This is a genomic window from Methylobacterium ajmalii (genome assembly GCF_016613415.1).
Classification (GTDB): Bacteria; Pseudomonadota; Alphaproteobacteria; order Rhizobiales; family Beijerinckiaceae; genus Methylobacterium; species Methylobacterium ajmalii.
Map to the genome: position 1 here is coordinate 59,432 of NZ_JACWCT010000026.1, position 24,059 is coordinate 83,490.

General features: G+C 71.1%; 20 protein-coding genes. 11 read left to right on the forward strand and 9 right to left on the reverse strand.

What is annotated here, in order from left to right; genetic code table 11:
• Positions 1 to 15 precede the first annotated feature (15 nt).
• The 3 genes from mraY to HPY23_RS04510 all read left to right on the forward strand — a co-directional run bounded on the left by mraY (position 16) and on the right by HPY23_RS04510 (position 3,596).
• Complete coding sequence (gene mraY / locus HPY23_RS04500; protein ID WP_060845525.1) at positions 16 to 1,101, forward strand: phospho-N-acetylmuramoyl-pentapeptide-transferase; 1,086 nt, start codon at positions 16 to 18, stop codon at positions 1,099 to 1,101.
• A gap of 111 nt (positions 1,102 to 1,212) precedes the next feature.
• Positions 1,213 to 2,601: a UDP-N-acetylmuramoyl-L-alanine--D-glutamate ligase gene (murD, locus tag HPY23_RS04505; RefSeq protein WP_060845526.1), complete on the forward strand. Its 1,389-nt coding sequence runs from the start codon at positions 1,213 to 1,215 to the stop codon at positions 2,599 to 2,601.
• Between the two features lie 167 nt (positions 2,602 to 2,768).
• Positions 2,769 to 3,596: an endonuclease/exonuclease/phosphatase family protein gene (locus HPY23_RS04510; protein ID WP_082742365.1), complete on the forward strand. Its 828-nt coding sequence runs from the start codon at positions 2,769 to 2,771 to the stop codon at positions 3,594 to 3,596.
• On the opposite strand, the gene HPY23_RS04515 is transcribed toward HPY23_RS04510, so the two are convergent.
• The 6 genes from HPY23_RS04515 to HPY23_RS04540 all read right to left on the reverse strand — a co-directional run bounded on the left by HPY23_RS04515 (position 3,529) and on the right by HPY23_RS04540 (position 11,387).
• Positions 3,529 to 4,965: a phospholipase D-like domain-containing protein gene (locus HPY23_RS04515; RefSeq protein WP_175539941.1), complete on the reverse strand. Its 1,437-nt coding sequence runs from the start codon at positions 4,963 to 4,965 to the stop codon at positions 3,529 to 3,531. The two genes, HPY23_RS04510 and HPY23_RS04515, sit on opposite strands and share 68 nt — an antisense overlap.
• A gap of 182 nt (positions 4,966 to 5,147) precedes the next feature.
• The gene (gene typA / locus HPY23_RS04520; protein WP_060845528.1) at positions 5,148 to 6,974 is read right to left on the reverse strand and encodes a translational GTPase TypA; all 1,827 of its coding nucleotides are present in this window, start codon (positions 6,972 to 6,974) and stop codon (positions 5,148 to 5,150) included.
• A 180-nt stretch (positions 6,975 to 7,154) separates the two neighbouring features.
• The gene (locus HPY23_RS04525; RefSeq protein WP_091886062.1) at positions 7,155 to 8,477 is read right to left on the reverse strand and encodes a TAXI family TRAP transporter solute-binding subunit; all 1,323 of its coding nucleotides are present in this window, start codon (positions 8,475 to 8,477) and stop codon (positions 7,155 to 7,157) included.
• Positions 8,478 to 8,581: 104 nt separating this feature from the next.
• A complete protein-coding gene (locus HPY23_RS04530) occupies positions 8,582 to 10,069 on the reverse strand; it encodes an O-fucosyltransferase family protein (protein ID WP_091886065.1) in 1,488 nt (495 codons plus the stop codon).
• Positions 10,070 to 10,236: 167 nt separating this feature from the next.
• Positions 10,237 to 10,431: a hypothetical protein gene (locus HPY23_RS04535; RefSeq protein WP_139234944.1), complete on the reverse strand. Its 195-nt coding sequence runs from the start codon at positions 10,429 to 10,431 to the stop codon at positions 10,237 to 10,239.
• Positions 10,432 to 10,568: 137 nt separating this feature from the next.
• On the reverse strand, positions 10,569 to 11,387 hold the full coding sequence (locus HPY23_RS04540) for a substrate-binding domain-containing protein (protein ID WP_091886071.1): 819 nt from the start codon (positions 11,385 to 11,387) through the stop codon (positions 10,569 to 10,571).
• A 158-nt stretch (positions 11,388 to 11,545) separates the two neighbouring features.
• Here HPY23_RS04540 and tcuC point away from each other — a divergent pair, with 158 nt between their 5' ends.
• Entirely contained in the window at positions 11,546 to 12,865 is a 1,320-nt protein-coding gene (gene tcuC / locus HPY23_RS04545) for an MFS transporter (protein ID WP_091886074.1), read from the forward strand.
• A 24-nt stretch (positions 12,866 to 12,889) separates the two neighbouring features.
• Here tcuC and HPY23_RS04550 read toward each other — a convergent pair whose 3' ends face one another.
• Positions 12,890 to 13,567, reverse strand: a complete 678-nt coding sequence (locus HPY23_RS04550; protein WP_091886077.1) for a haloacid dehalogenase type II — start codon at positions 13,565 to 13,567, stop codon at positions 12,890 to 12,892.
• A gap of 186 nt (positions 13,568 to 13,753) precedes the next feature.
• Here HPY23_RS04550 and HPY23_RS04555 point away from each other — a divergent pair, with 186 nt between their 5' ends.
• Both HPY23_RS04555 and HPY23_RS04560 read left to right on the forward strand, forming a co-directional pair.
• On the forward strand, positions 13,754 to 14,404 hold the full coding sequence (locus tag HPY23_RS04555; RefSeq protein WP_091886080.1) for an NAD(P)-dependent oxidoreductase: 651 nt from the start codon (positions 13,754 to 13,756) through the stop codon (positions 14,402 to 14,404).
• Positions 14,405 to 14,408: 4 nt separating this feature from the next.
• Positions 14,409 to 15,023 carry an SOUL family heme-binding protein gene (locus HPY23_RS04560; protein WP_091886083.1) on the forward strand — a complete coding sequence of 205 codons (615 nt, stop codon included), beginning with the start codon at positions 14,409 to 14,411 and terminating at the stop codon, positions 15,021 to 15,023.
• Between the two features lie 373 nt (positions 15,024 to 15,396).
• Here HPY23_RS04560 and HPY23_RS04565 read toward each other — a convergent pair whose 3' ends face one another.
• Positions 15,397 to 16,419, reverse strand: a complete 1,023-nt coding sequence (locus HPY23_RS04565; protein WP_091886086.1) for an alpha/beta hydrolase — start codon at positions 16,417 to 16,419, stop codon at positions 15,397 to 15,399.
• 206 nt (positions 16,420 to 16,625) lie between these two features.
• Between HPY23_RS04565 and meaB the strand changes: the two genes are divergently transcribed.
• The gene (gene meaB, locus HPY23_RS04570) at positions 16,626 to 17,603 is read left to right on the forward strand and encodes a methylmalonyl Co-A mutase-associated GTPase MeaB (protein ID WP_091886089.1); all 978 of its coding nucleotides are present in this window, start codon (positions 16,626 to 16,628) and stop codon (positions 17,601 to 17,603) included.
• A gap of 302 nt (positions 17,604 to 17,905) precedes the next feature.
• Here the strand turns inward: meaB and HPY23_RS04575 are convergent, their stop codons facing one another.
• On the reverse strand, positions 17,906 to 18,079 hold the full coding sequence (locus HPY23_RS04575) for a hypothetical protein (RefSeq protein ID WP_167543872.1): 174 nt from the start codon (positions 18,077 to 18,079) through the stop codon (positions 17,906 to 17,908).
• A 139-nt stretch (positions 18,080 to 18,218) separates the two neighbouring features.
• On the opposite strand from HPY23_RS04575, the gene HPY23_RS04580 reads away from it, so the two are divergent.
• The 4 genes from HPY23_RS04580 to HPY23_RS04595 all read left to right on the forward strand — a co-directional run bounded on the left by HPY23_RS04580 (position 18,219) and on the right by HPY23_RS04595 (position 23,876).
• Entirely contained in the window at positions 18,219 to 18,860 is a 642-nt protein-coding gene (locus HPY23_RS04580) for a TetR/AcrR family transcriptional regulator (RefSeq protein ID WP_244537569.1), read from the forward strand.
• The gene (locus tag HPY23_RS04585; RefSeq protein ID WP_091886095.1) at positions 18,857 to 20,086 is read left to right on the forward strand and encodes an efflux RND transporter periplasmic adaptor subunit; all 1,230 of its coding nucleotides are present in this window, start codon (positions 18,857 to 18,859) and stop codon (positions 20,084 to 20,086) included. The genes HPY23_RS04580 and HPY23_RS04585 overlap by 4 nt, the downstream gene beginning before the upstream one ends.
• Positions 20,087 to 20,191: 105 nt before the next feature.
• Positions 20,192 to 23,293 (forward strand): efflux RND transporter permease subunit, encoded by a 3,102-nt coding sequence (locus HPY23_RS04590; protein WP_091886098.1) that lies wholly within the window; start codon positions 20,192 to 20,194, stop codon positions 23,291 to 23,293.
• Positions 23,294 to 23,387: 94 nt separating this feature from the next.
• Positions 23,388 to 23,876: a GNAT family N-acetyltransferase gene (locus HPY23_RS04595; RefSeq protein ID WP_091886100.1), complete on the forward strand. Its 489-nt coding sequence runs from the start codon at positions 23,388 to 23,390 to the stop codon at positions 23,874 to 23,876.
• Positions 23,877 to 24,059: the final 183 nt, after the last annotated feature.

Consider the following 24,059-nt stretch of genomic DNA (forward strand, 5'->3'; position numbering starts at 1 on the left):
TCGGATATCCTTGGGATGCTCTACCTCCTCTCCGACCTGAGCGGCGTGTTCTCGCCGCTCAACGTCTTCCGCTACATCACCTTCCGCACCGGCGGCGCGCTGTTCACCGCCGGCTTCTTCGTGTTCTGGTTCGGCCCCTGGATCATCTCGCTCCTGCGCCTGCGCCAGGGCAAGGGCCAGCCGATCCGCGAGGACGGCCCGCAATCGCATCTGCTGACCAAGCGCGGCACGCCCACCATGGGCGGACTGATGATCCTGGCGGGCACGCTGGTGGCGGTCGTGCTCTGGGCCAACCCGCGCAACCACTACGTCTGGATCGTCATGATGGTGACGCTGGGCTTCGGCGCCATCGGCTTCTACGACGACTACCTCAAGGTCACCAAGCAGAGCCACAAGGGCTTCTCCGGCAAGTTCCGCCTCGGCCTCGAGGCGCTGATCGCGATTGCGGCCTGCACCGCCATCGCGGAATATTCGGCCCCGGGCCTCGCCTACCGGCTCGCCTTCCCGGTCTTCAAGGACGCGATCATCAATCTCGGCCTGTTCTACGTCGCCTTCGCGGGCTTCGTGATCGTGGGCGCGGGCAACGCGGTCAACATCACCGACGGCCTCGACGGGCTCGCCATCGTGCCGGTGATGATCGCGGCGGCCACCTTCGGGATCATCGCCTACCTGGTCGGCAACGTCATCTACGCCTCCTACCTCCAGGTGAACTACGTTCCGGGCACCGGCGAGCTGGCGGTGATCTGCGGCGCCTTGATCGGGGCGGGCCTCGGCTTCCTGTGGTTCAATGCGCCGCCGGCCCAGATCTTCATGGGCGATACCGGCTCGCTGGCGCTCGGCGGCCTGCTCGGCACCGTGGCGGTGGCGACCAAGCACGAGATCGTGCTCGGCATCGTCGGCGGCCTGTTCGTGCTGGAGATCCTGTCGGTCATCATCCAGGTCGCGTCGTTCAAGCTCACCGGCAAGCGCGTCTTCCGCATGGCGCCGATCCACCACCACTTCGAGCAGAAGGGCTGGAAGGAGCCGCAGGTCGTGATCCGGTTCTGGATCATCGCCGTGGTGCTGGCGCTGCTCGGCCTGGCGACGCTCAAGCTGCGGTAGGGGCGGCGAGGTCGGACCTTGCAATCTCGGCCGCCGCTTGGAAGGAAGGCGCTTTCCCTCTTCCACACCGGGAGGGGGGAGGCGCCCTTCGATCATCCGGCGGAACCCCGCATGACACCCTCCACCACCTTCGCCGGCCGGACGGTCGCCCTGTTCGGCCTCGGCGGCTCGGGCCTCGCCACGGCGCTCAGCCTCAAGGCGGGCGGGGCCCGGGTGATCGCCTGCGACGACAACCCGGCCCGCATGGCGGCGGCGCGCGAGCAGGGCATCGAGACCGGCGACCTGCGCGGGGCGGAGTGGAGCACCTTCGCCGCCCTCGTCCTCGCGCCCGGCGTGCCCCTGACCCACCCGGTCCCGCACTGGACCGTGGACCTCGCGACGGCCGCCGGCGTCCCGGTGATCGGCGACATCGAGCTGTTCTGCCGCGAGCGGGCGGCGACGAGCCCGGACGCGCCCTTCGTCGCCATCACCGGCACCAACGGCAAGTCGACCACCACGGCGCTGATCGCCCACGTCCTGGCGGCGGCCGGACGCGACGTGCAGATGGGCGGCAACATCGGCACGGCCATCCTGTCGCTCGCCCCGCCGTCGCCGGAGCGCGTCCACGTCATCGAGCTGTCGTCGTTCCAGATCGACCTGACGCCGTCGCTCGCACCCACCATCGGCGTCCTCCTCAACCTCACGCCCGACCACCTCGACCGCCACGGCGACATGGCGCGCTACGCCGCCATCAAGGAGCGGCTGGTGACCGGCGCCGCGCATGCGATCGTCGGCGTCGACGACGCGTATTGCCGCGCGATCGCGGCGCGTCGCACGGGGCCGCTCACCCGGGTCCATGTCGGCGAGGCGGGGGAGGGGCCGGGCATCCTCGCCCGCGGCGGCATCGTCATCGACGGGCGCCGGGAGCCGGCGGAGCCGGTGGCGGACCTCGCCGGCATCGGGTCCCTGCGCGGCGCCCACAACTGGCAGAACGCCGCCATCGCCTACGCGGTGGCGAGCGCGCTCGGCGTGACGCCGGACGCCTTCGCAGCGGCGCTCGCGACCTTCCCGGGCCTGCCGCACCGGATGGAGGAGGTCGGGCGTCGCGGCCCGGTCCTGTTCATCAACGATTCGAAGGCCACCAACGCCGACTCGACCGAGAAGGCGCTGTCGGCCTTCCCGCGGGTCCACTGGATCCTCGGCGGCAAGCCGAAGGAGGGCGGGATCGCGAGCCTCGCGCCGTACTTCCCGCGCGTCGCCCACGCCTACCTGATCGGTGCGGCGAGCGACGACTTCGCCGCCACCCTCGACGGGCATGTGCCGTTCAGCCGCTGCGGCACGCTCGCCGCCGCGGTCGCGCAGGCCGCCGGGATGGCCGAGGCGGATGCGGCGGGCGAGCCGGTGGTGCTGCTCTCGCCGGCCTGCGCCTCCTACGACCAGTTCCGCAGCTTCGAGGATCGCGGCGACCAGTTCCGCGACCTCGTCCGGGCCCTGCCGGGCCTGCGCCCTCCCGGGGCCTGAGCGCCGACCTCGGCCCTCCCGCATCCGCGGCGCCGTTCCCAGGGCGGGCAAATCGGCGTAAGGGGCTTGCCGCCGGACGGGCCTCGCGCGGGCCCGGCGCGCGCCCGGGCGGTGCCGTTCCGCATCCGCCCTCGTGCCGGCCCCTCCATGCGCTGCCAGCCGGTGCCATGCTGCCTCCCCAACACCTCCTGCCCGCCGAGTCCCAGGCTCCCGCGACCACGCCCGCGCACGTCCCGCACCGGCCGGGGCCACGCAAGATCATCAGCTGGAACCTGCTGCGACGGACCGGCGCGACGGTCGATGCCCTGGAGGCGCTGATCGCCCAGGAGAAGCCGGACCTCCTGCTGATGCAGGAGGCGACCGTCGACATCACCGAGCTGCAGGCGCGGGTCGGCGGGCACTACGCCTGGGCGCCGCTGCCGAAGCGCATCCACGGTCTCGCGATGTGGAGCCCGACCCCGTGGCCGAGCCCGCCGCGGGTGATCACGCTGCCCTCGGGCGCGCTCATCGACCGGGTCTGCCAGATCCTCGATCTCGGCTCGTTCGGGGTCGCCAACGTCCACCTGTCGCACGGCCAGGTGCTCAACCGGCGCCAGCTGCGCCGCATCGCCCAGAACCTGCCGGTGCGCGCCGCCGTGCTCGGCGACTACAACATCGTCGGGCCCGCCCTGCTGCCGGGCTTCCACGATGTCGGGCCGCGCCACCCGACCCACGCCATGGTCGACATCGTGCCCCTGCGCCTCGACCGCTGCCTGGTCCGCGGGCTCACCTGCCGCGGCCAGGCGGTGCTGCCGCGGGGCGCCTCCGACCACCGGCCGATCGTGGTCCACCTTGAGCCCGGCAACCCGCAGGGGCGGCGCGAGCCGCTGCGCGACAGGATCGCGGCGTTCCGCGACCGGGCCGAGGATCTCCGCAAGCGAGTGCCGCTCAAAGATATGGCAGCAGCAATCGGACGGCGGCGTCGCGCAGCCGCACGGCCATCCCGCGAGAGTTGAGGTCGTCGGCGGTCAGCCGCGCCTCCATCTTGGCCTGCATCAGCCGATTGAGGTCGGCGGCGAAGTCGGGGTCGTAGACCTCGACGTTGAGCTCGAAGTTCAGCCGGAAGCTGCGGCTGTCCCAGTTGGCGCTGCCGACGAAGCACCAGGCGTCGTCCACCACCATCAGCTTCGAGTGGTCGAAGGGCGGCCGGTCGAGCCAGATCCTGACGCCGGCTTCGAGCAGCGGCCCGACATGGGCCCGCGTCGCCCAGTCGACCACCCGGTGGTTGCTCGCCTGCGGGATGATGACGTCGACCGTGACGCCCCGCATCGCCGCGAGGCCGAGCGCCGTCAGCAGCATCTCGCTCGGCAGGAAGTAGGGGGTGGCGAAGCGCACCGAGTGCCGGGCGGTGGCGAGCGCCTCCAGCACCACGAACTCGATCTTCTCGATATCGGCGTCCGGCCCCGAGGTGACGACCCGGGCGAGCGACGCGCCCGCGGGCGGGATCTGCGGGAACCAGGCCGGCCCCTCCAGGTCCTCGCCCTTGACGAAGGCCCAGTCGCGCCAGAAGGCCTGGGCGAGCTGGCCGACCACCGGCCCGTCGATGCGGAAATGGCTGTCGCGCACCGGCTCGGGCGGGTCCTTCGCCATGACGTTCTCGTCGGCGATGTTCACTCCCCCGACGAAGCCGATCCGGCCGTCGATCAGAAGAAGCTTCTTGTGGGTGCGCAGGTTGAGGAACGGCATCCGCCAGGGCAGCGCCGAATGCATGAACAGCCCGGCCGGGATTCCGAGGCCGCGCAGGCGCCGGTACATCGCCGGGAAGAAGTAGCCGCTGCCGATGCCGTCGATCAGGACGCAGACCGCGACGCCCCGGGCCTGTGCGGCGTCGAGCGCTGCCGCGAAGGCCCGGCCGCTGTCGTCGTCGCGCATGATGTAGCTCGACAGCGCGACGCTGGTCTGCGCCTCGGCGATCGCCAGGAGCATCGCCGGATAGGCCTCGTCGCCGTGGCGGTAGCGCCGGACGCTGTTGCCCGCCACCAGCGGCAGGCCGCTGATCCGTTCGACGGCGCGCCGCAAGGGGGCGAAGGCCTCCGGCACCTCGGCCACGGGGGCCAGCGGCGCGCCGGGCCGCGGCCCGGGCAGCACCGGCAGGCGGCGGGCGCGCCGGCTCACCCGGTTGATGCCGAACATCACGTAGAGGAGGCTGCCGAGCATCGGCGAGAGCCAGCCGAGGCCGATCCACCCGATCGCCGCGCCGACCTCGCGCTTGTTCATCAGCACGTGGACGGTGACGATGACCGCGAGCGCCAGGCCGATCGGCGCCAGCACCTCCGACTGGATCGCGGCCGGGATGCCGAGCCAGCGGTAGATCTCGTGTTCCACGCGGGTCTCCTGCCGGCGCCGTCCGAGGGCCCGCGCCCTGTCGTGCCCCCGATCGGTTCCACCGGATACGAAAGGATGGAGGCGGAATCCACTCGGCGGCGCGGCCATCCACGCCCGACAAACAAAAATCCCCCGCCCCGGGGAGGGGCGAGGGATCCGGTCTCACGAAAAGTCTGAGGCGATCAGGCGCTCAGCGCTTCCTTGGCCCGCTCGGCGCGCTTGCGGTCGTTCGGGTCGAGGACGGCCTTGCGCAGGCGGATCGACTTCGGGGTCACCTCGACCAGCTCGTCGTCCTGGATCCAGGCGAGCGAGCGCTCGAGGGTCATGCGGATCGGCGGGGTCAGGCGGACCGCCTCGTCCTTCGAGGTGGTGCGGATGTTGGTGAGCTTCTTGCCCTTGAGCACGTTTACCTCGAGGTCGTTCTCGCGGTTGTGCTCGCCGATGATCATGCCCTGGTAGACCTTCCAGCCGGGCTCGATCATCATCGGGCCGCGGTCCTCGAGGTTCCACAGGGCGTAGGCCACGGCCTCGCCCTGGTCGTTGGACATCAGCACGCCGTTGCGGCGGCCGGCGATCTCGCCCTTGTAGGGCTCGTAGGCCTTGAACAGCCGGTTCATGATCGCGGTGCCGCGGGTGTCGGTCATCAGCTCGCCCTGGTAGCCGATCAGGCCGCGGGTCGGAGCGTGGAACACCAGGCGCAGGCGGTTGCCGCCCGACGGGCGCATCTCGATCATGTCGGCCTTGCGCTCCGACATCTTCTGCACGACGACGCCGGAATACTCCTCGTCGACGTCGATCACGACCTCCTCGATCGGCTCCATGATCTCGCCGGCCTCGTCCTTCTCGAAGACGACGCGGGGACGCGACACGGCGATCTCGAAGCCCTCGCGGCGCATGGTCTCGATCAGGATCGCGAGCTGGAGCTCACCGCGGCCCGAGACGTAGAACGAGTCCTTGTCGGCGGCTTCCTCGATCTTGAGCGTGACGTTGCCCTCGGCCTCCTTGAACAGGCGGTCGCGGATCATGCGGCTCGTGACCTTGTCGCCCTCGGTGCCGGCGAGCGGCGAATCGTTCACGATGAACGACATCGTCACGGTCGGCGGGTCGATCGGCTGGGCCTGGATCGGGGTCTCGACCTGCGGGTCGCAGAAGGTGTCGGCGACGGTGCCCTTCACGAGGCCCGCGATCGACACGATGTCGCCCGCCTCGCCCATCTCGATCGGCTGGCGCTCCAGGCCGCGGAAGGCCAGGATCTTCGAGACGCGGCCGGTCTCCACCACCTTGCCCTCGCGGTCGAGGACCTTGATCGCCTGGTTCGGCTTCACGGTGCCCGAGGCGATGCGGCCCGTGATGATGCGGCCGAGGAAGGGGTTGGCCTCCAGCAGCGTGCCGAGCATGCGGAACGGGCCGTCCTCGGTCTTGGCCTGGGGCACGTGCTCGAGCACGAGGTCGAAGAGCGGCGCCAGGCCGTCCTCCTGCGAGCCCTCGGGCGAGGTCGCCATCCAGCCGTTGCGGCCCGACCCGTACAGGATCGGGAAGTCGAGCTGGTCGTCGGTGGCGTCGAGCGCCGCGAAGAGGTCGAACACCTCGTTCACCACCTCGGTGATGCGGGCGTCGGGCCGGTCGACCTTGTTGACCGCCACGATCGGGCGCAGGCCGATCTTGAGCGCCTTCGAGACCACGAACTTGGTCTGCGGCATCGGGCCCTCGGCGGCGTCGACGAGCACGATCACGCCGTCGACCATCGAGAGGATGCGCTCGACCTCGCCGCCGAAATCGGCGTGGCCGGGGGTGTCGACGATGTTGATCCGGGTATCCTTCCAGACCACCGAGGTGGCCTTGGCCAGGATGGTGATGCCGCGCTCCTTCTCGAGGTCGTTCGAGTCCATCGCGCGCTCCTCGACCCGCTGGTTCTCGCGGAACGAGCCGGATTGCTGGAGCAGCTTGTCGACCAGGGTCGTCTTGCCGTGGTCGACGTGGGCGATGATGGCGATATTGCGCAGCTTCATGGGATATCCGAAGCAAACAAAGCCCGGCACGCCGCGGGCCGCCAGGATGGCAGCCGGACGCATCGAGCCGGGGGAAAACTATTGCGTCGCAATATAAGGTGTGGCGCCACTTCGCAAGGGGGCTGTCGCGACGGTCCTCCCAGGACGGCCCTCGCGAGACGGCCCTCGCGAGACGGCCGCCTACTCGGCCGCGGCGGAGAGCGGGTCCGGCCCGGCGGCGTGCCGCTCGACCAGCACCGCCCGGCGCTCGGCGATGGCGCGCCGCGCCTGGTCGAGGCCCAGCGTGAAGGCCGCCACGCCGGCATTGTCGATGGCGCCGGTCCCCGCCCGGGCCAGGGCCGCGGCCAGGATCTCGTCGGCCTGGCGCTCGAGGTCGGACAATTCCAGTTCGTCCTCGACGTCGCGGCTCGCCCGCACGATGGCGAGGAGCTGGCGCAGGAGCGCCATGTCCCGGGCCCGCGACCTGTTGGCGGCGCGTGACACCAGGGTGGCGGCGGCCGAGCCGAGGATCGAGACGCACATCACCAGGAGGTAGAACCAGTCGCCGTAGCGCTCGAAGAAGCTCTCGACCTCGCCCTCGTAATAGGCCTGCGCGCCGGGATGGACCGGGAGCGAGGCGCTCTTCGAGGTCTCGGGCGCCTCGATCTGGTTGGCGAGCGGCACCTCGACGGCGAGGGCGGGCCGGATGACGAAGAGAAGTCGCGTCAGCTCCGACACCACCGAATCGGCGAGGCGCGCCTGGGCCACCAGCCGGTGGCTGACCCCGACCGTGGTGACGGTCTCGGCCGGGCGCGGCGGCGTGCCGCCGAAGGTGCCGCGGGCGATCTCGACGCTCTCCAGCGCCGGCCAACGCCGGGCCAGCACCGCCGCCTCGCCGATCGGCACGAAGGCCGGGGTGCCGCCGGTGCGCCCGATGCTCGCCACGACGTCGCCGGCGGTGCGGCCGATCAGCGGGCTGACGGTCAGCACGGCGTCGACCTTGCCCTCGCGCAGCGCCTCGCCGGCTTCCTGCCCGTCGCCGAGCGGGACCGTCGTCACGGCGTCGGCCGGCACGTCGTAGTGGGCGAGCAGGCTCGCCAGCAGCCGGAGGTTGGCGGCGGGGTTGCGCACGATCCCGATCCGCTTGCCGCGCAGGTCCGGCACGGCGGAGAGGGACGGGTCGGTCGCCAGCAGCAGGGCCGCGTCGCGATGCAGGATCGCCACGGTCTGGGTGCTCGCCGGAATGCCGACGTCGGAGCGCACTACGGCGAGGTCGGCGCGGCCGATCTCGGCCATCCGCGCGCTCTCGGCGACGCCGCTCGTCGGCACCAGCCGCAGGCGCACCTCCTCGTGGGTGCGGGCGAGGGATTGCGCCACCGCCGCCATCAGGCGGGCGTCCTCGCTGCCCGCCGGCCCGACGGCGACGCGCAACGTCGTGGGCTGCCCGAGCCACTGGTAGGCGAGCAGGGCCGTCGCCACGAGGGCGAGGATGGCCGCGAGGACGAGGGGAAGGTGGCGCCGCATGGTCGTGTGACCTTGCGGCCGGGCGCCCGGTTCCGCAATCCGGCCGTTTGGCGCGGGGCCCGCGCCCCGGATTGCCCGTCGTCCCGGATCGGGCGGCGAGACGCCTACAGCCCGGCGATGCGGTCGATGGCGAACTTCGCGTTGGCGACGATGCGGTCGCGGTGCTCGGCCGGCAGCTTGCCCCCCGTCAGGAGCTGCAGGCAGGCCCGGAGGGTGTCGGCGGGACGCCCCGTCCAGGAGGCGGCGACGGCGTACTCGTCGAGCAGCGCCCAGTCGTGGATCCAGGCCTCGACGGCCCGGCCCTCGGCGGGCAGGCCGATGCCGAGGCCGCGCGCCGCGAACCCGTAGGCCTCCTCGTGGCGGCCATGCGTGCGGGCGTGCCGGGCGGCGGCGTGCAGCGCCTCCGCCCGCGACGCACCGATGCCGGCCGCCCGCGCGAACGCGTCGAGCACCGCCTGCGGCTCGTCGCCGAGCGCGGCCTTCAGGCGCGCCGCGCGGTAGAGCGCGAGATAGACCTCCTCCCGGTCGGGCCCGCCGAACGCGCCTCGCGCCAGGTAGCGATCGTGCGCCGGCCGCAGCCGGCCGGCCGTCTCCAGGATCAGGCCCAGCTCGTAGCCGCAGGACGGATCGGCGACCGACTCGGCCGTCGCCAGGCGCGCCGACCGGAAGGCGCCCCGGTCGTGCCGGACCGCCAGCCTCGGACCGAGCGCGTTGTAGAGGCTGTGGTTCTCCACGCTCCCGGTCTGGGCGAAGCGCTCCAGTGCGGCCATCCCCGAGAAGGTCGACCGCGACGTCCCCACGAAGGCTCCTGCCGCGAGCGCGATCTCGAAATCCGCCAGCGAGAGCTCGAGCAGGTTCGCGTCGTCCGACTGGAAGCGCGGCAGCAGGTCGGACTTCCAGAACGCCTCGATGTCGAAATGCTCGCGCAGGGATTGCCGGATCCGGTCCTTTCCGTCGACGAGCGCCGCCTCGTCGCAGACGACGTAGATCTTCGCGGCACCGTCGGGATGCGTCGCGCGGAACTTGCGGGCGATGCTCTCGGCCGTGTGCAGGTTGTCCTCGTTGAAGCCGACTTCCGGATCGACCCGGGTCCGGACGTGGAACTCCCAATCGCGCTCGATGCGCATCTGGACCACGTGGGTGATGCCCCGCTCGTCGAGCACGATGTCGCGCAGCCTCGCCACGTCGGGCGCGGTGCGCGCTGACGGCACCAGGGCGCGCAGGAACCGGGCGGCGACGCCGTCGCGGTCGAGCTCCCCGGCCGCCGCCGTGCCGGCGATGTGGCGCTCGCCGTGATGGAAATACTCCCAGCCGCCCTCGTCCCCGGCGGGATCGCGATCGAGGATGGTGACGCCGATGGACTCCGCGAAATCCCGTAGGCGCGCCACGTCGAACGCCGTCGCGATCGGGACGCGCTTGTGGATGAACGTGATCTGGTCGAAGATCACGATATCGGGCAGGACGACGCAACGATTCTCGCCCGTCATCGCCTTCAGGAACAGGCCGAGAAGGGCGATCTTCTGGTTGCTGATGCCGCCCCTGTTGTAGGAATAGCCGTGCGCCTGATCGGGGCGGTCGGTGTCGCGGATCACGAAGGAAGCCTTTTCGCGGAAGTCCGTCGCCGGCCGATCGATGCGGGCATCGAATGCTTGCGGCCGCTTCCCGGTCAGCCCGGCCTGCTCGCGGGATAGACCCGATCATCGTTCATGCGCCGCCGGCTGCCAACCCCGGCGCTTTCGTCGTGCCGGCCGGGCTCCGCCTACAGGCTGACCCGCAGCCCGAGCGCGATCACCGCCACGATCGCCGCCCCGAGCGCCGGACCGACGGCCGCGATCAGCAGGGCGCCCGGGTGGTAGCCCGGCGCCGCGAGGTAGCGCTGATGCGCGTTCTTCTCCTGCCGGAGCAGCGGCGCGTGCTCGCGCGCCGCCGCTCCGGGCGTCCGACCATGTCGCATGATGCCGTCCCCGCCCGCTTGAGCCGGCCCGTCTCCGGGCGGCGCGAGACCTGTTGTGTGGAGCCCATGAGGCGCCGGACGGCGTGAAGAGGTGGTGAATCCGATCCCTCGGATTCTCCCTTGTCGTGAATCGGGGGTTAGCGCGCCGAGATCGGGTCGAGGCCGGTCCCGGCCACCGTGCCGGCATGCTCCGGGGCGGACAGCCAGGCGATCAGGGCCCGGGCCGCCTCCGGGTGCTGCGCGCCCTTCGGGATCCCGGCCGAGAACACCGTCACCTTCTGCACCTCGGGCGGGACCGGCCCGACGATGGTGATGCCCGGGACGGGCTTCAGTTCGGCGACCTGCTGGAAGCCGAACTCCGCGTCGCCGCGGGCGACGACGTTGCCGACGCGCTCGGCGACGATCATCCGGCTCTTGGGCGCCAGCTCCTTCTCGAGACCCAGCTTCCTGTACATCTCCTTCTCGATGTAGACGCCGCTGGCGCTGTCCGAGTAGGCGATCGAGGCGGCGCCGAGCAGTGCCCGCTTGAAGGCGTCGAGGGTGGCGATGTCGGGCACCTTGGCGCCGGCCTTGACCGCCAGCGCGATGCGCGAATCGGCGAGCGCGACCTTGCTGCCCGGCTCGATCCGGCCCTCCTTGTCGAGAGCGTCGAGGGCGTAGCCGACCATGATCACCACGTCGGCCGGCTCGCCGCGGGCGAGCCGCACCGGGATCGCCTCGGGCGCCGTCCCCATCGAGGGGCCGTAGGCGGTCGCGACCGTGTCGCCGGTCTTCGTCTCGAAACCCGGAACCAGGGCCTGGTAGGCGGCGGTGAAGCCGCCGGAAATCATCACCCGGACCTCGGCGGCCTTCGCCGGGCCGGCGAGCGCGAGCCCCGCCGCCAGAAGGGCGGCGAGCCGGGGGAGGGCGCGTCGCCGGGTCCGCCCGGCGTGGTGATGCGGTGTCGTCTCGCTCATGGAACCTCCCGGCGGCGCCCGTCGCGGCACCTCGTCCGTCGATTAAGCCGTCGACGGCGCCCTCGCCACCGATTCCACGGGATTAGATTTCTCTGTCAAACGTGCGACGGTTGGCGCTAGAGAGGGCGAAGGCAAGCCCGACATCGGGAGGAAGCGTCATGGCAGGTCCGGTCCACGGTCCGCAGGGATCGAAGGTCGCCACGGTGTTGCGCGTCACGAGCGGCAACTTCCTGGAGATGTTCGACTTCTTTCTGTTCGGCATCTACGCGAGCCACATCTCGAAGGCCTTCTTCCCGGCCGAGAACGAGTTCGCCTCGCTGATGTTCACCTTCATGGCCTTCGGCGCCGGCTTCCTGATGCGGCCGCTCGGGGCGATCTTCCTCGGCGCCTATGTCGACCGGATCGGCCGGCGCCAGGGCCTCATCGTAACCCTCGGCATCATGGCCGCCGGCACGGTGCTGATCGCCTTCGTGCCGTCCTACCAGACCATCGGCCTCGCGGCGCCGTTCCTGGTGCTGATCGGCCGCCTGCTCCAGGGCTTCTCGGCGGGCGTCGAGCTCGGCGGCGTGTCGGTCTACCTCGCCGAGATGGCGACGCCCGGCCGCAAGGGCTTCTACGTCTCCTGGCAGTCGGGCAGCCAGCAGGTCGCCGTGATGGTGGCGGCGCTGATCGGCTTTACCCTGAGCCGGACCCTCATGCCGGCCCAGATGTCGGACTGGGGCTGGCGCATCCCGTTCTTCATCGGCTGCATGATCGTGCCGTTCCTGTTCTACATCCGGCGCTCGCTGGAGGAGACCCAGGAGTTCCTGCACCGCAAGCACCGCCCGTCGCTGCCCGAGGTGTTTGCCTCGCTGGGCCAGAACTGGAAGATCGTGCTGCTCGGCATGCTGCTCGTGGTGATGACCACGGTGTCGTTCTACACCATCACGGTCTACACCCCGACCTTCGGCAAGAGCGTGCTCAAGCTGTCCGAGACCGACAGCCTGATCGTGACCTTCCTCACCGCCCTGTCGAACCTGTTCTGGCTGCCGGTGATGGGCGCGCTCTCCGACAAGATCGGCCGCAAGCCGATCTTGCTGGTGTTCTCAGGCCTGACCCTGCTCACCGCCTACCCGGCCTTGGCCTGGCTCACCTCCAACATCTCGTTCACCAACATGCTGATCACGCTGTTGTGGCTGTCATTCCTTTACGGCAGCTATAACGGCGCGATGGTGGTGGCGCTGACCGAGATCGTGCCGGCCAACGTCCGCACCACCGGCTTCTCGCTCGCCTATTCGCTCGCCACGGCGATCTTCGGCGGCTTCACCCCGGTCGTCTCGACCTGGCTGATCCAGGCGCTCGACAACAAGGCGGCGCCGGGCCTGTGGATGGCCTTCGCGGGCGCCTGCGGGCTGATCGCCACCCTGCTGATCTACCGCCGCCGCGAGGGCGCGACCGCCGCGCTGCCGGGCACCGTCCGCCCGATGGCGGGCGAGTAGCCCGCGCCGGGCTGCAAGCCCGCGTCAGGTCAGGAGACCGTCGAGGGAGCGGATCACCCGGACCGGTGCGAGGTCCGGGTATTCGTCGGGCTGGCCGGTCCGGTTGACCCAGACCGGGGCGAAGCCGTAGGCCGACGCCCCGGCGATGTCCCAGCGGTTCGAGGACAGGAAGACGATCCGCTCGCGCTCGACCGCGAGCGCCCGCGGCGCCAGGTCGTAGGCCCGCGGCGCGGTCTTGAAGGTGCCCGCGGGATCGACCGACAGGACCGCGTCGAGCCGGCCCGACAGCCCCGCCGCCGTCACGGCCGCGTCCAGCATCGCGGGGTCGCCGTTCGACAGGATCGCGGTCTTCAGCCCCGCCCGGCGCAGGGCGTCGAGGGTGTCGGGCACCTCCCCGTAGGCGTCGAGCGACCGGTAGGCCTCCAAGAGAGCGTCCCGCACGCCGGCATCGACGTCCGGATGCCTGGCGAGGGCGAAGTCGAGGGCCCGTTCGGTCAGGGTCCAGAACGGTGCGTAGCGCCCGCACAGCGCCAGCACCCATGAATATTCGAGCTGCTTCTGCCGCCAGGTCTCCGACAGGGCCTGCGATTGCGGGCCGATCGCGGCGGCGTGGCGCTGCACGGCGGAGTGGACGTCAAGAAGCGTGCCGTAGGCGTCGAAGACGACGGCCTCGGCGCGGTCGAGCGGGGCGGGAAGCGGCATGGACGAGCCCTCACGGATCGAGCGTGAACCCGCGAGGCCCGCGACGGGTTGCGCCCGTGCTCCAGGATACCGCGTCGTGGCGCAGTGTCGCGCACCGGCCGGAATCTGCGCCGAGCGGGGAAACCGGCCGGCCTCCCCGGCGCTTCATAGGGAGCGTTCGCAACCCCACCGATCCGGGATTCCTCCATGCCGCATCTCCTCGTCATCGGCGCCAGCCAGGGCATCGGCCTGGAGACGGTCAAGGCGGCGCTCGCGGCGGGGCATCGGGTGCGGGCCTTTGCCCGCTCGGCGGGCAAGATCGACCTCTCCGACCCCAACCTCGAACGCTTTCCCGGCGACGCCCTGTCCTCCGCCGACGTGACGGGGGCGCTCCAGGGCGTCGACGCCGTGGTGCAGGCCCTCGGGGTGCCGGCCCGCGACCTGCTCGGTCCGGTGCACCTGTTCTCCGACGCGACGAACGTGCTCGTGCCGGCGATGGAGAAGGCGGGCGTACGCCGGCTCGTCGCGGTGACGGGCTTCGGCGCGGGCGACAGCCGGGCGGCGATCGGCCCGCTGCAGCGGCTGCCCTTCCGTCTCGTCTTCGGGCGCGCCTACGACGACAAGGACGCCCAGGAGATCCGCATCCGCCAGAGCGGGCTCGACTGGACCCTGGTGCGCCCCGGCGTGCTGACCGGCGGTGCCGCGACCGGGCGCTACCGGGTGCTCGACCGGCCGTCCTCGTGGAAGAACGGCCTGATCGCCCGGGCCGACGTGGCCCGCTTCATCGTCGCGGAGATCGCCGACAACGCCCATGTCGGCCGCCCCGTCGTCCTGATCAGCCACGCCCTGCCGCTGTGACGCCATGGACAAGCTCGCCTACTACGCCGTCACCCTGTTCGAGTCGGTCCTCGGCGTCGTCGGGATCCGGACCTTCTACGACCAGCCCCGCTACGCGGTGGTGGAGCGGCTCGATCGCGGCGTCGAGATCCGCGCCTACGAGGCCCGCGTCGCGGTCGAGACCGACGCGCGCGGGCAAGGTGGCGGGCAAGGCGACGGCGAGGCCTTCGGGCGGCTCTTCCGCTACATCACCGGGGCCAACCGGGCGGGCGACCGCATCGCCATGACGGCGCCCGTCGAGACCGGCGGCCGGCGCATCGCCATGACGGTGCCGGTCGAGCAGGGGACCGGCGGCACGATGCGGTTCTTCCTGCCCCATGCCGTGGCGGATGCCGGTGCGCCGGAGCCGACCGAGGCCGGGGTGCGGCTGGTGCGGGTGCCGCCGGAGCGGATCGCGGCGCTTCGCTTCTCCGGCCGCATCACCCCGGAGGCGAGGGTCGAGCAGGAGCGCATCCTGACCGGGGTGCTGGCGAGCGCCGGCAAGGCGACGGCCGCGGCCCCATTCTTCATGGGCTACGACCCGCCCTTCGCGATCCCGTTTCTGCGCCGCAACGAGGTTGCGGTACGGCTGGGGGAGTGACCCGCGCCCGAGCAGACTTGCGTTGGAAGGCCGCACGGTACACGACAGGGGCGTAAAGCTTTTCTGCGTCAAGGCTTTCCCATACACCACCTCATCCTGAGGTGTTGGCGATCAAAGATCGCACGTGATCGAAGATCGCTGAGCCTCGAAGGAGGGCTCCAGAAATTGCAGCGACATCTGGAGGTTTCCCTTCGAGGTCAGTCGATCGAAGATCGACCAACGCCTCAGGATGAGGTCGCGGGTGGGAGAGACAATCATCGCGGATTGACGTCGCTGTCGTGTGCCGTGGGCAGGCCAACGCGTCGCCCGCTTAGGTTCTTGTTCTGTCGCAGATGTTCGGCGCCGAACCGATAACCGCTTCCGCGAAATCTGCTTACCGCCCGTCCGCCCGCGCCACCGCCCGCTTGATCACCTGCTGGACCTCGACGTTCGACAGGAAGAGGTCGTGGTTGATGAGGCCGCTGCCGTAGTCGGACGCATCGGCGACGCGCACGCCGAGCGCCTCGAGGCGGCTGCGGTCGGCCGCGCCCGCCCGCGTCACGCCGCCCGCGATGGTGCTGGAGAGTTCGAGCGCCCGGTCGTTCGTCGAGGAGATCACCGTGATCTTCTGCGCCGCGGTCCCGAGGCGCTCGATGCCGTTGGTGAACAGGTCGATGTCGATGTCGGGGGCGGCGAGCACGATGGCGCCGATCCGGTCGAGGGCGGCCTCGCCGGCGTCGGCCCGCAGCATGCGCAGGGTCTCGAGGGTGAGGAGCGTCCCCATCGAGTGGGCGACGATGTGGATCCGCCCGCCCTGCGAGATCGCGAGCGCCCGCAGCAGGTCCTCGAAGGCGTCGCGCGACCACAGCGCGCTCTCGCGGTCGTAGCCGTAATCGAAGGTCTTGCCGGCGGATGGCCAGCTGAACAGGCCCGACACGCCGCGAAAGCGGATGCCGTCGGAGAGCTGCGCCGCGCTCACCGCCGCGGTCTCGAACGACTCGCGGTAGCCGTGGACGTAGAGCAGCACGTCGCGCCCGAGCGCGGCTTCCGCGAAGGCAGTGGCGGCCTCCGGCCCGGTGACCACCCGGGGGGCGGCGGCGATGCGCCAGTCCCCGGTGACCACCGCCGAGACCTTGCCGATCAGCGAACGGTCCGGCACCGCGAGCCGCACGGTCGCGAAGGACAGGCCGCGCCCGCGCTGGTCGGTGAAGTAGGGCGGGCGCCCGGCCGGGTCGGCGGAGCGGCGGGTCGTGGCGATGAGGAGCACCGGGCTCACGTCGAGGGCGGATTGCTTCTCGGGACCCGGGGACTCGCCGAGGAGCCCGTCGCCGAAGCAGCCGCCCAGCGACAGGCTGGCGAGGGCGGAGAGGCCGAGGCGGGCAAGGCCCCGGCGCGTCGGCGCGGCGTTCGTGGTCATGGCGTCCTACTCGGGATGCGGCACTCGCCCCGGCTTTGGGGCTGGGGATGCGGCATGATCGTGGCCGTGGCGCGTCGCGCCGGGGAATGCCGCGGCGAAGGGACCGGGCGAGGCCCCGCCTGTTGCCCGAAGGTTACGCTTCCCCGACCTTTCGTCCACAGCCCGGGCCCTCGACGGGGGCCCGGCGAGCCGGCAGAAAGGTCGCCATGACCGTCCCGGCCCCCGATCTCACCCAGCTCCTGTCCGGCAACCGCGCCGCCCTCGCCCGTGCCATCACGCTGGTCGAATCGAAGCGGGCCGACCACCGCGCCGCCGCCCGCGGGCTCCTCGACGCCGCCCTGCCGCATGCCGGCAAGGCGGTGCGGGTCGGCATCACCGGCGTGCCCGGCGTGGGCAAGTCCACCACCATCGACGCGCTCGGCGCCGCCCTGACGGCGCGGGGCCACAAGGTCGCGGTGCTGGCGGTCGATCCGAGCTCGTCGCGCACCGGCGGCTCGATCCTCGGCGACAAGACCCGGATGGCTCGTCTCGCGGTCGATCCGAATGCCTTCATCCGGCCCTCGCCCTCGTCGGGCACCCTCGGGGGCGTCGCCGCCAAGACCCGCGAGACGATGCTGCTGTGCGAGGCCGCCGGCTTCGACGTGGTGCTGGTCGAGACCGTGGGCGTCGGCCAGTCCGAGACCGCGGTCGCCGACCTCACCGATTTCTTCCTCGTCCTGATGCTGCCCGGCGCCGGCGACGAATTGCAGGGCATCAAGAAGGGCATCCTCGAACTCGCCGACATGATCGCCGTCAACAAGGCCGACGGCGAGGAGGGAATGCGGCGCGCCATGGCGGCGGCGGCCGAATACCGCGCCGCGCTGCACATCCTGACCCCGGCGAGCGCCACATGGTCGCCGCCGGTGGCGACGATTTCGGGACTGTCCGGCCAGGGCCTCGATGCCCTGTGGGACGCGGTGCTCGACCACCGCCGCAAGCTCACCGCCACGGGCGAGATCGCCGCCAAGCGCCGGGACCAGGACGTGAAGTGGATGTGGGCGCTCGTCCACGAGCGATTGCACCAGCGCCTCACCGGCAGCGCCGAGGTGCGCAAGACCACAGCGGAGGCCGAGCGGATGGTGGCGGCGGGCGAGCGCTCGCCCGCCGCCGGCGCCGACCTGATCGCCGAGCTGATCGGCCTGTAGATCAGTACCCGACGGTGAAGCGCCGGCGGAGATGGGCCGAGCGCTCGATCTCGTCGACGAGGGCGACGGCGTCGTCCTCCCAGGAGATGCGGCTGCCGCCCTCGCCGGAACCAGGCGGCGATCCTGGTAGCGCGGCAGCGTCAGGCGAAGCCTGCGGCCGGGGTGGCACCGGAACGATCGCGGGCAGGCACGACCTGCCCGGTAACCGGGCGTTAACCAAAATCGGTAACGATGCCTTAACACAAAAAAGCCGGGACGAATCCCGGCTTCTCTTTGGTGGTCTCGAGGGTCCGGGGGCCGGCTCAGCCGAGGTTGAGCCGGTCCACCTTGGTGCTCCGCAGGGATTCCGGGATGGCCGCGAAATCGGTGTACCCGGCCTCGCGCGCCATGGCGTCGAGGGCCTGCTGCTCGTCCGCGGCACCGCCGGTCCAAAGGATCGCACCGGTCGCGGCCTGCCGAACCTGGAAGATGGCCATCGCGCTGTTCCTTCCCGTGATCACTGACATTCGTCCCCTCAACGCGGAGCGGGCACGAGAAGTTGCAGCCGATCGGTCATTGCGCGGTGTCATGCCCTGGGTGTAGAGAATGAACGTTCATTCTCGGAAACGACACCGCGTGCCGCCCTCCCAGAGTCCCGCCCGCCTCGATTCGGCCGAGGAGCGCCGCACCCGCATCCTCGATGCGGCGGAGGCCTGCTTCGTCCGCCACGGCTTCCACCGCGCCACGATGCACGACGTGGCGGCGGAGGCCGGGATGAGCCCCGGCAACCTCTACCGCTACTTCCGCTCGAAGGACGCGATCGTCGCCGGCCTTGCCGAGCGCGACCGCGCCGCCGTGGCGGAGGACTTTTCCGGCATCGAGGCCGCCCCGGACCTGATGCAGGCCTTCACCGGCCTCGCGCGCCGCCACCTCGCCGAGGCACCGGCCGAGAAGGCGGTCCTGTGCCTGGAGATGTGGGCCGAGGCGACCCGCAACCCCGCCATGGCGGCGATCTGCCGGGACTTCGAGCGCGAGATCGCGGGACGGCTCACGTCGCTCTACCGGCTGGCGCAGGACCGCGCCGATCCGCCGAAGGCCGGCGCCGACCCGGAGGCGCTCGCCCGCCTCGCGATGGTGATGGCCGACGGCATCATGGTGCGCCGCGCCCTCTCGCCCGACTTCGCCACCGGCCCCGTCATCGACGCCATGCTGACCCTCGTCGGCGCGGCGCTCGACGGCCGCTTCGACCCGACGACCACCCCGGAATCCGACCGATGACCCGCCCCCGTCGCCGCGCCGGCATCCCGGCCCTCACCCTCGCGGCGGCCCTCGCTGCGACCTCCGCCGCCGTTCCGGCCCTGGCCGAGACCGCGCCGTCGGCTCCCGTCGTCGCGGCGGCGCCCGCCCCCGCGGTCACCGTCGCGGTGGCGGCCGAGCGCGAGATCGTCGAGCGCGCCGTCGTCACCGGGTCGCTGGTGCCCCGCGACGAGATCCTGGTCTCCCCGGAGATCGAGGGCTGCCGCATCACCGAACTGCTGGTGGAGGAGGGCGACCGGGTCGCCAAGGGCGCGGTGCTGGCGCGGCTCTCGCGCGAGATGATCGACACCCAGCTCGCCCAGAACGCCGCCGCCATCGCCCGGGCCGAGGGCGCGGTGGCGCAGGCGCGCAGCACTATCGTGCAGGCGGAGGCCGCCCAGACCGAGGCCGCCCTGTCGCTGGAGCGCGCCCAGTCGCTGATGAAGACCGGCAACGGCACCGCGGCGGTGCTGGAGCAGCGCGAATCCGCCGCCAAGGGCGCGGATGGCCGGCTCTCGGCCGCCCGCAACGGGCTCGCCATCGCCCAGGCCGACCTCGCCCAGGCGCGGGCCCAGCGCACCGAACTCGACCTGAAGCTCGCCCGCACCGAGATCCGCGCGCCGGAGGGCGGCATCGTCAGCCGCCGCACCGCCCGGGTCGGCGCCACGGCAAGCGCCTCCGGCGAGCCGCTGTTTCGCCTGATCGCCCGCGGCGAGATCGAGCTCGAGGGCGAGGTGCCGGAGACCGGGCTGGCGCGCCTGCGCGCCGGCGCCCCGGCGAGCCTCGACCTCGATACGCCCGACGGGCCGGTCTCGGTCTCGGGGCGCGTCCGGGTGGTCTACCCGGAGATCGACCGGGCGACGCGGCTCGGCAAGGTCCGCATCAAGCTCGACGCCGATCCGCGCCTGCGCATCGGCGCGTTTGCCCGCGGCGCCGTCGAGGCGGCGCGGCGCACCGGCGTCGCCGTGCCCCTCGCCTCGGTGGTCTACGGCCCGTCGGGCCCGACCGTGCTGGTGGTCTCGGGCGAGCGGGTCGAGCTGCGCTCGATCCGCACCGGCCTGTCGGCTGGCGGCTTCATCGAGGCCCGCGACGGGGTCAAGGCCGGGGACGCCGTGGTGGCCCGGGCCGGCAGCTTCCTGCGCGACGGCGACCGGGTGCGGCCGATCTACCCCGCGATGCCGGCGACCGCCGAGGCAGGGCGTCCCTGACGCCCTCTTCCTCAGTTCTCCGGCGTCCCTGACGCCCTCTTCCCGACTCTTGGACGTCCCCGACGCCCGCCTCGTCCGCCTTCCTCTCCTGACCGGGTCCGCTCGATGCGCCTGAACGTCTCCGCCTGGGCGATCCGCAAGCCGATCCCCTCGATCGTGCTCTTCCTGGTGCTCGGGCTGCTCGGCCTCGTGAGCTTCCGCAGCCTGCCGATCACCCGCTTCCCCAACATCGACATCCCGATCGTCTCGGTGACGGTGACCCAGGCCGGCGCCGCGCCGAGCGAATTGCAGACCCAGGTCACGAAGTGGGTCGAGGACGCGGTGGCGGGGGTGAAGGGCGTCAAGCACATCATCTCGTCGATCACCGAGGGCACCTCGACCACGACGATCGAGTTCCGCCTCGAGGTGAACACCGATCGCGCCGTCAACGACGTGAAGGACGCGATCGCCAAGGTCAGGATGAACCTGCCGCGGACGATCGACGAGCCGATTATCGCCCGGGTCGAGATCGCCGGCCTGCCGATCATGGTCTACGGCGCCTCGGCGCCCGCGATGACGCCCGAGGACCTGTCGTGGTTCGTGGACGACGTGGTGGCGCGCCAGATCCAGGGCCTGCGCGGCGTCGGCGGCGTCGAGCGCTTAGGGGGCGTCGCCCGCGAGGTCCGCGTCACCCTCAAGCCCGACCGGCTGCTGGCGCTCGGCATCACGGCGGCCGACGTGAACCGGCAGTTGCGGCTCACCTCCGCCGACATGGCCGGCGGCCGGGCCGAGGTCGGCGGACAGGAGCAGTCGATCCGCACGCTCGCGGCGTCGGCCAGCCTCGATACCCTGGCGGCGACCTCGATCGTGCTGCCCGGCGGCCGCAAGGTGCGGCTCGACGACCTCGCGACGCTCAGCGACGGGGCCGAGGAGCCCCGCACCTTCGCACGCCTCAACGGCCAGCCGGTCGTCGCCTTCGCGATCTCGCGGGCGAGCGGCGCCTCCGACGCCTCGGTGGGCGAGGTGGTATCGAAGAAGATCGAGGAGCTGGGCCAGACCTATCCGGGCGTGCGCTTCGACCGGATCGACTCCTCGGTCACCAACACCATCGGCAACTACGAATCCGCCATGCACAGCCTGATGGAGGGCGCGGCGCTGGCGGTGCTGGTGGTGTTCCTGTTCCTGCGCGACTGGCGCGCGACGCTGATCGCCGCCGTCGCCCTGCCGCTCTCGGTCTTCCCGACCTTCTGGGCGATGAGCGCGATGGGCTTCTCGCTCAACGCGGTGAGCCTCCTCGCCATCACCCTCGTCACCGGCATCCTGGTCGACGACGCGATCGTCGAGATCGAGAACATCGTCCGCCACATGCGGATGGGCAAGTCGCCCTACCGCGCCGCGATCGAGGGCGCCGACGAGATCGGCCTTGCCGTCATCGCCATCACGGCGACGCTGATCGCGATCTTCGCCCCCGTCTCGTTCATGGGCGGCATCGCCGGGCAGTACTTCAAGCAGTTCGGCCTCACCATCGCGGCGGCGGTCTTCATGTCGCTGTTGGTGGCGCGCCTCATCACCCCGATGATGGCGGCCTACTTCCTGCGCGACCACGGCCACCACGAGGAGCGCGAGGGCCCGGTGATGCGGGTCTACAACCGCCTCGTCCTGTGGTCGGTGCGGCACAAATACGTGACCCTGGTGGTCGGCCTGGCGCTGTTTGCCGCCTCCATCCTGTCGACGAGCCTGCTGCCGGCCGGCTTCCTGCCCAAGGAGGACGCCGCCCGCACCCTGATGGTGGTCGAGCTGCCGCCGGGCGCGCGCCTCGACGACACGATCGCCGTCACCGACCGGATCGCGCAGCGCATCCGCACCCTGCCGGAGGTCCGCTCCGTCTTCGTCGATGGCGGTCGGCAGCTGCCGGGCAAGAAGGAGGTGCGGCTCGCCACCTTCACCATCAACCTGACGCCGAAGAACGCCCGCGCCCGCAAGCAGGCCGACGTCGAGGCGGCGATCATGGACCTGATGCGCGACGAGGCGGACGTCCGCTACTGGTCGCTGCGCGAGGGCGGCCAGCGCGACTTCACCCTCATCGTCGCGGGCGGCGACACCGCCCAGGTGACCGAGGTGGCGGAGAAGATGCAGCGCGAGGTCGCGACGCTGCCCAACCTCGTCAACGTGATGTCGACCGCGCCCCTCGACCGCACCGAGGTCCGCATCCGGCCGAAACCCGGCGTCGCCGCCGATCTCGGCGTCTCGACCGACACCATCGCCGAGACGGTCCGCGTCGGGACGATCGGCGACATCGGCCAGAACCTCGCCAAGTTCAACGCCACCGACCGGCAGATCCCGATCCGGGTCCAGCTGCCGATGGCCCTGCGCGGCGACCTCTCGGCGCTGGAGAGCCTGAAGGTGCCGGCGAAGAACGGCGCCTCTGTGCCGCTCGCCGCGGTGGCCGACATCAGCCTCGGCCGCGGGCCCACCGCGATCGACCGCTACGACCGCGCGGTGCGCGTGGCGCTCGAGGCCAACATGCAGGGCTCGGACGCGCTCGGCGAGCAAATCAAGCTCGCGATGAACACCCCGACCGCCCGCAACCTGCCGCCCGGCATCAGCTTGCGCCAGACCGGCGACGCCGAGGTGATGGGCGAGGTGTTCGAGGGCTTCGCCCTGGCGATGGGTGCCGGCCTGATGATGGTGCTGGGCGTGCTGATCCTGCTCTTCGCCTCGTTCTTCCAGCCGCTGACCATCCTGTTCTCGCTGCCGCTCTCGATCGGCGGCGCGATTCTCGGGCTCCTGGTCTTCAACCGGCCGATCTCGATGCCGGTGGTGATCGGCATCCTGATGCTGATGGGCGTGGTGACGAAGAACGCCATCATGCTGGTCGACTTCGCCGTCGAGGAGATGAGCCGCGGGGTCGACCGCGTCACCGCCATTACCCAGGCCGGCGCCAAGCGTGCCCGACCGATCGTGATGACGACCATCGCCATGGCGGCCGGCATGGTGCCGAGCGCGATGGCCTTCGGCATCGGCGGCGAGTTCCGCTCGCCGATGGCGATCGCCGTGATCTCGGGCCTGATCGTCTCGACCCTGCTGTCGCTGCTGTTCGTGCCGGCGATCTTCCTGCTGATGGACGATCTCTCGCGCCTGATGGGCCGGCTGCTCGGGCGGTTCGTGGGGGCGGTGGACGAGCCGCCGGGGCACGAGGGGGCGCAGCGTCCGGCGGCGGCGGAGTAGGGGTGACTTGATCGCGCCGGGATCATCGTGGGACAAGTTGCGGCGCTGCCGCTCGGGCATCCGATCGTTGGTTTTCCAGGAAGCCGGTGCAACGATGACCACGCCTCCCAACCCAGCGAGAGTGGCGACCATCCGGCAGGAGGATCCGGCACAGCCGGAGGTCGTCGCGCTGCTCCGCAACGGCGAGGCGGATTCTGCCGCGCTTTATCCTGCTGAAAGCAACCACCATATGATTCTTGAAGGGTTGCGCGCATCGAACGTGCGCTTCCTCGTGGCGCGTGACGCCGAGGGCCGGGCGGTCGCGACTGGTGCCCTGGTCGAGCATGGCGACTGGGCCGAGATCAAGCGGATATGGGTCGAGGAACACGCACGAGGACGGGGCCTGTCCCGGCAGATGCTCGACGCGTTGCTGGCCGAAGCGGATCGCGCCGGGATGGCCGTCCTGCGCCTGGAGACCGGTATCGTCAGTCACACCGCGCTCGCCCTTTACGAGAGGACAGGCTTCGTGCGTCGGGGGCCGTTCGCGGACTACACCGACGATCCGCTGAGTGTGTTCATGGAACGCCGGCTGAGAGCCGCGTGATCTGATGAGATGCCACAGCGCGACACCGAGAACTCGGTCAAGCAGCAGAACAAGGAGAACCGGGAGGCCGACCGCAACGTCGATCGCCTGATCACCAACCGGAAGTAGGTCTGCCACTTCTTTCGACCGGTGGAACTGTCAGAGCCTTTCTGAGTGGCTGCGCAAGCTGTCTGCCGCACAGAC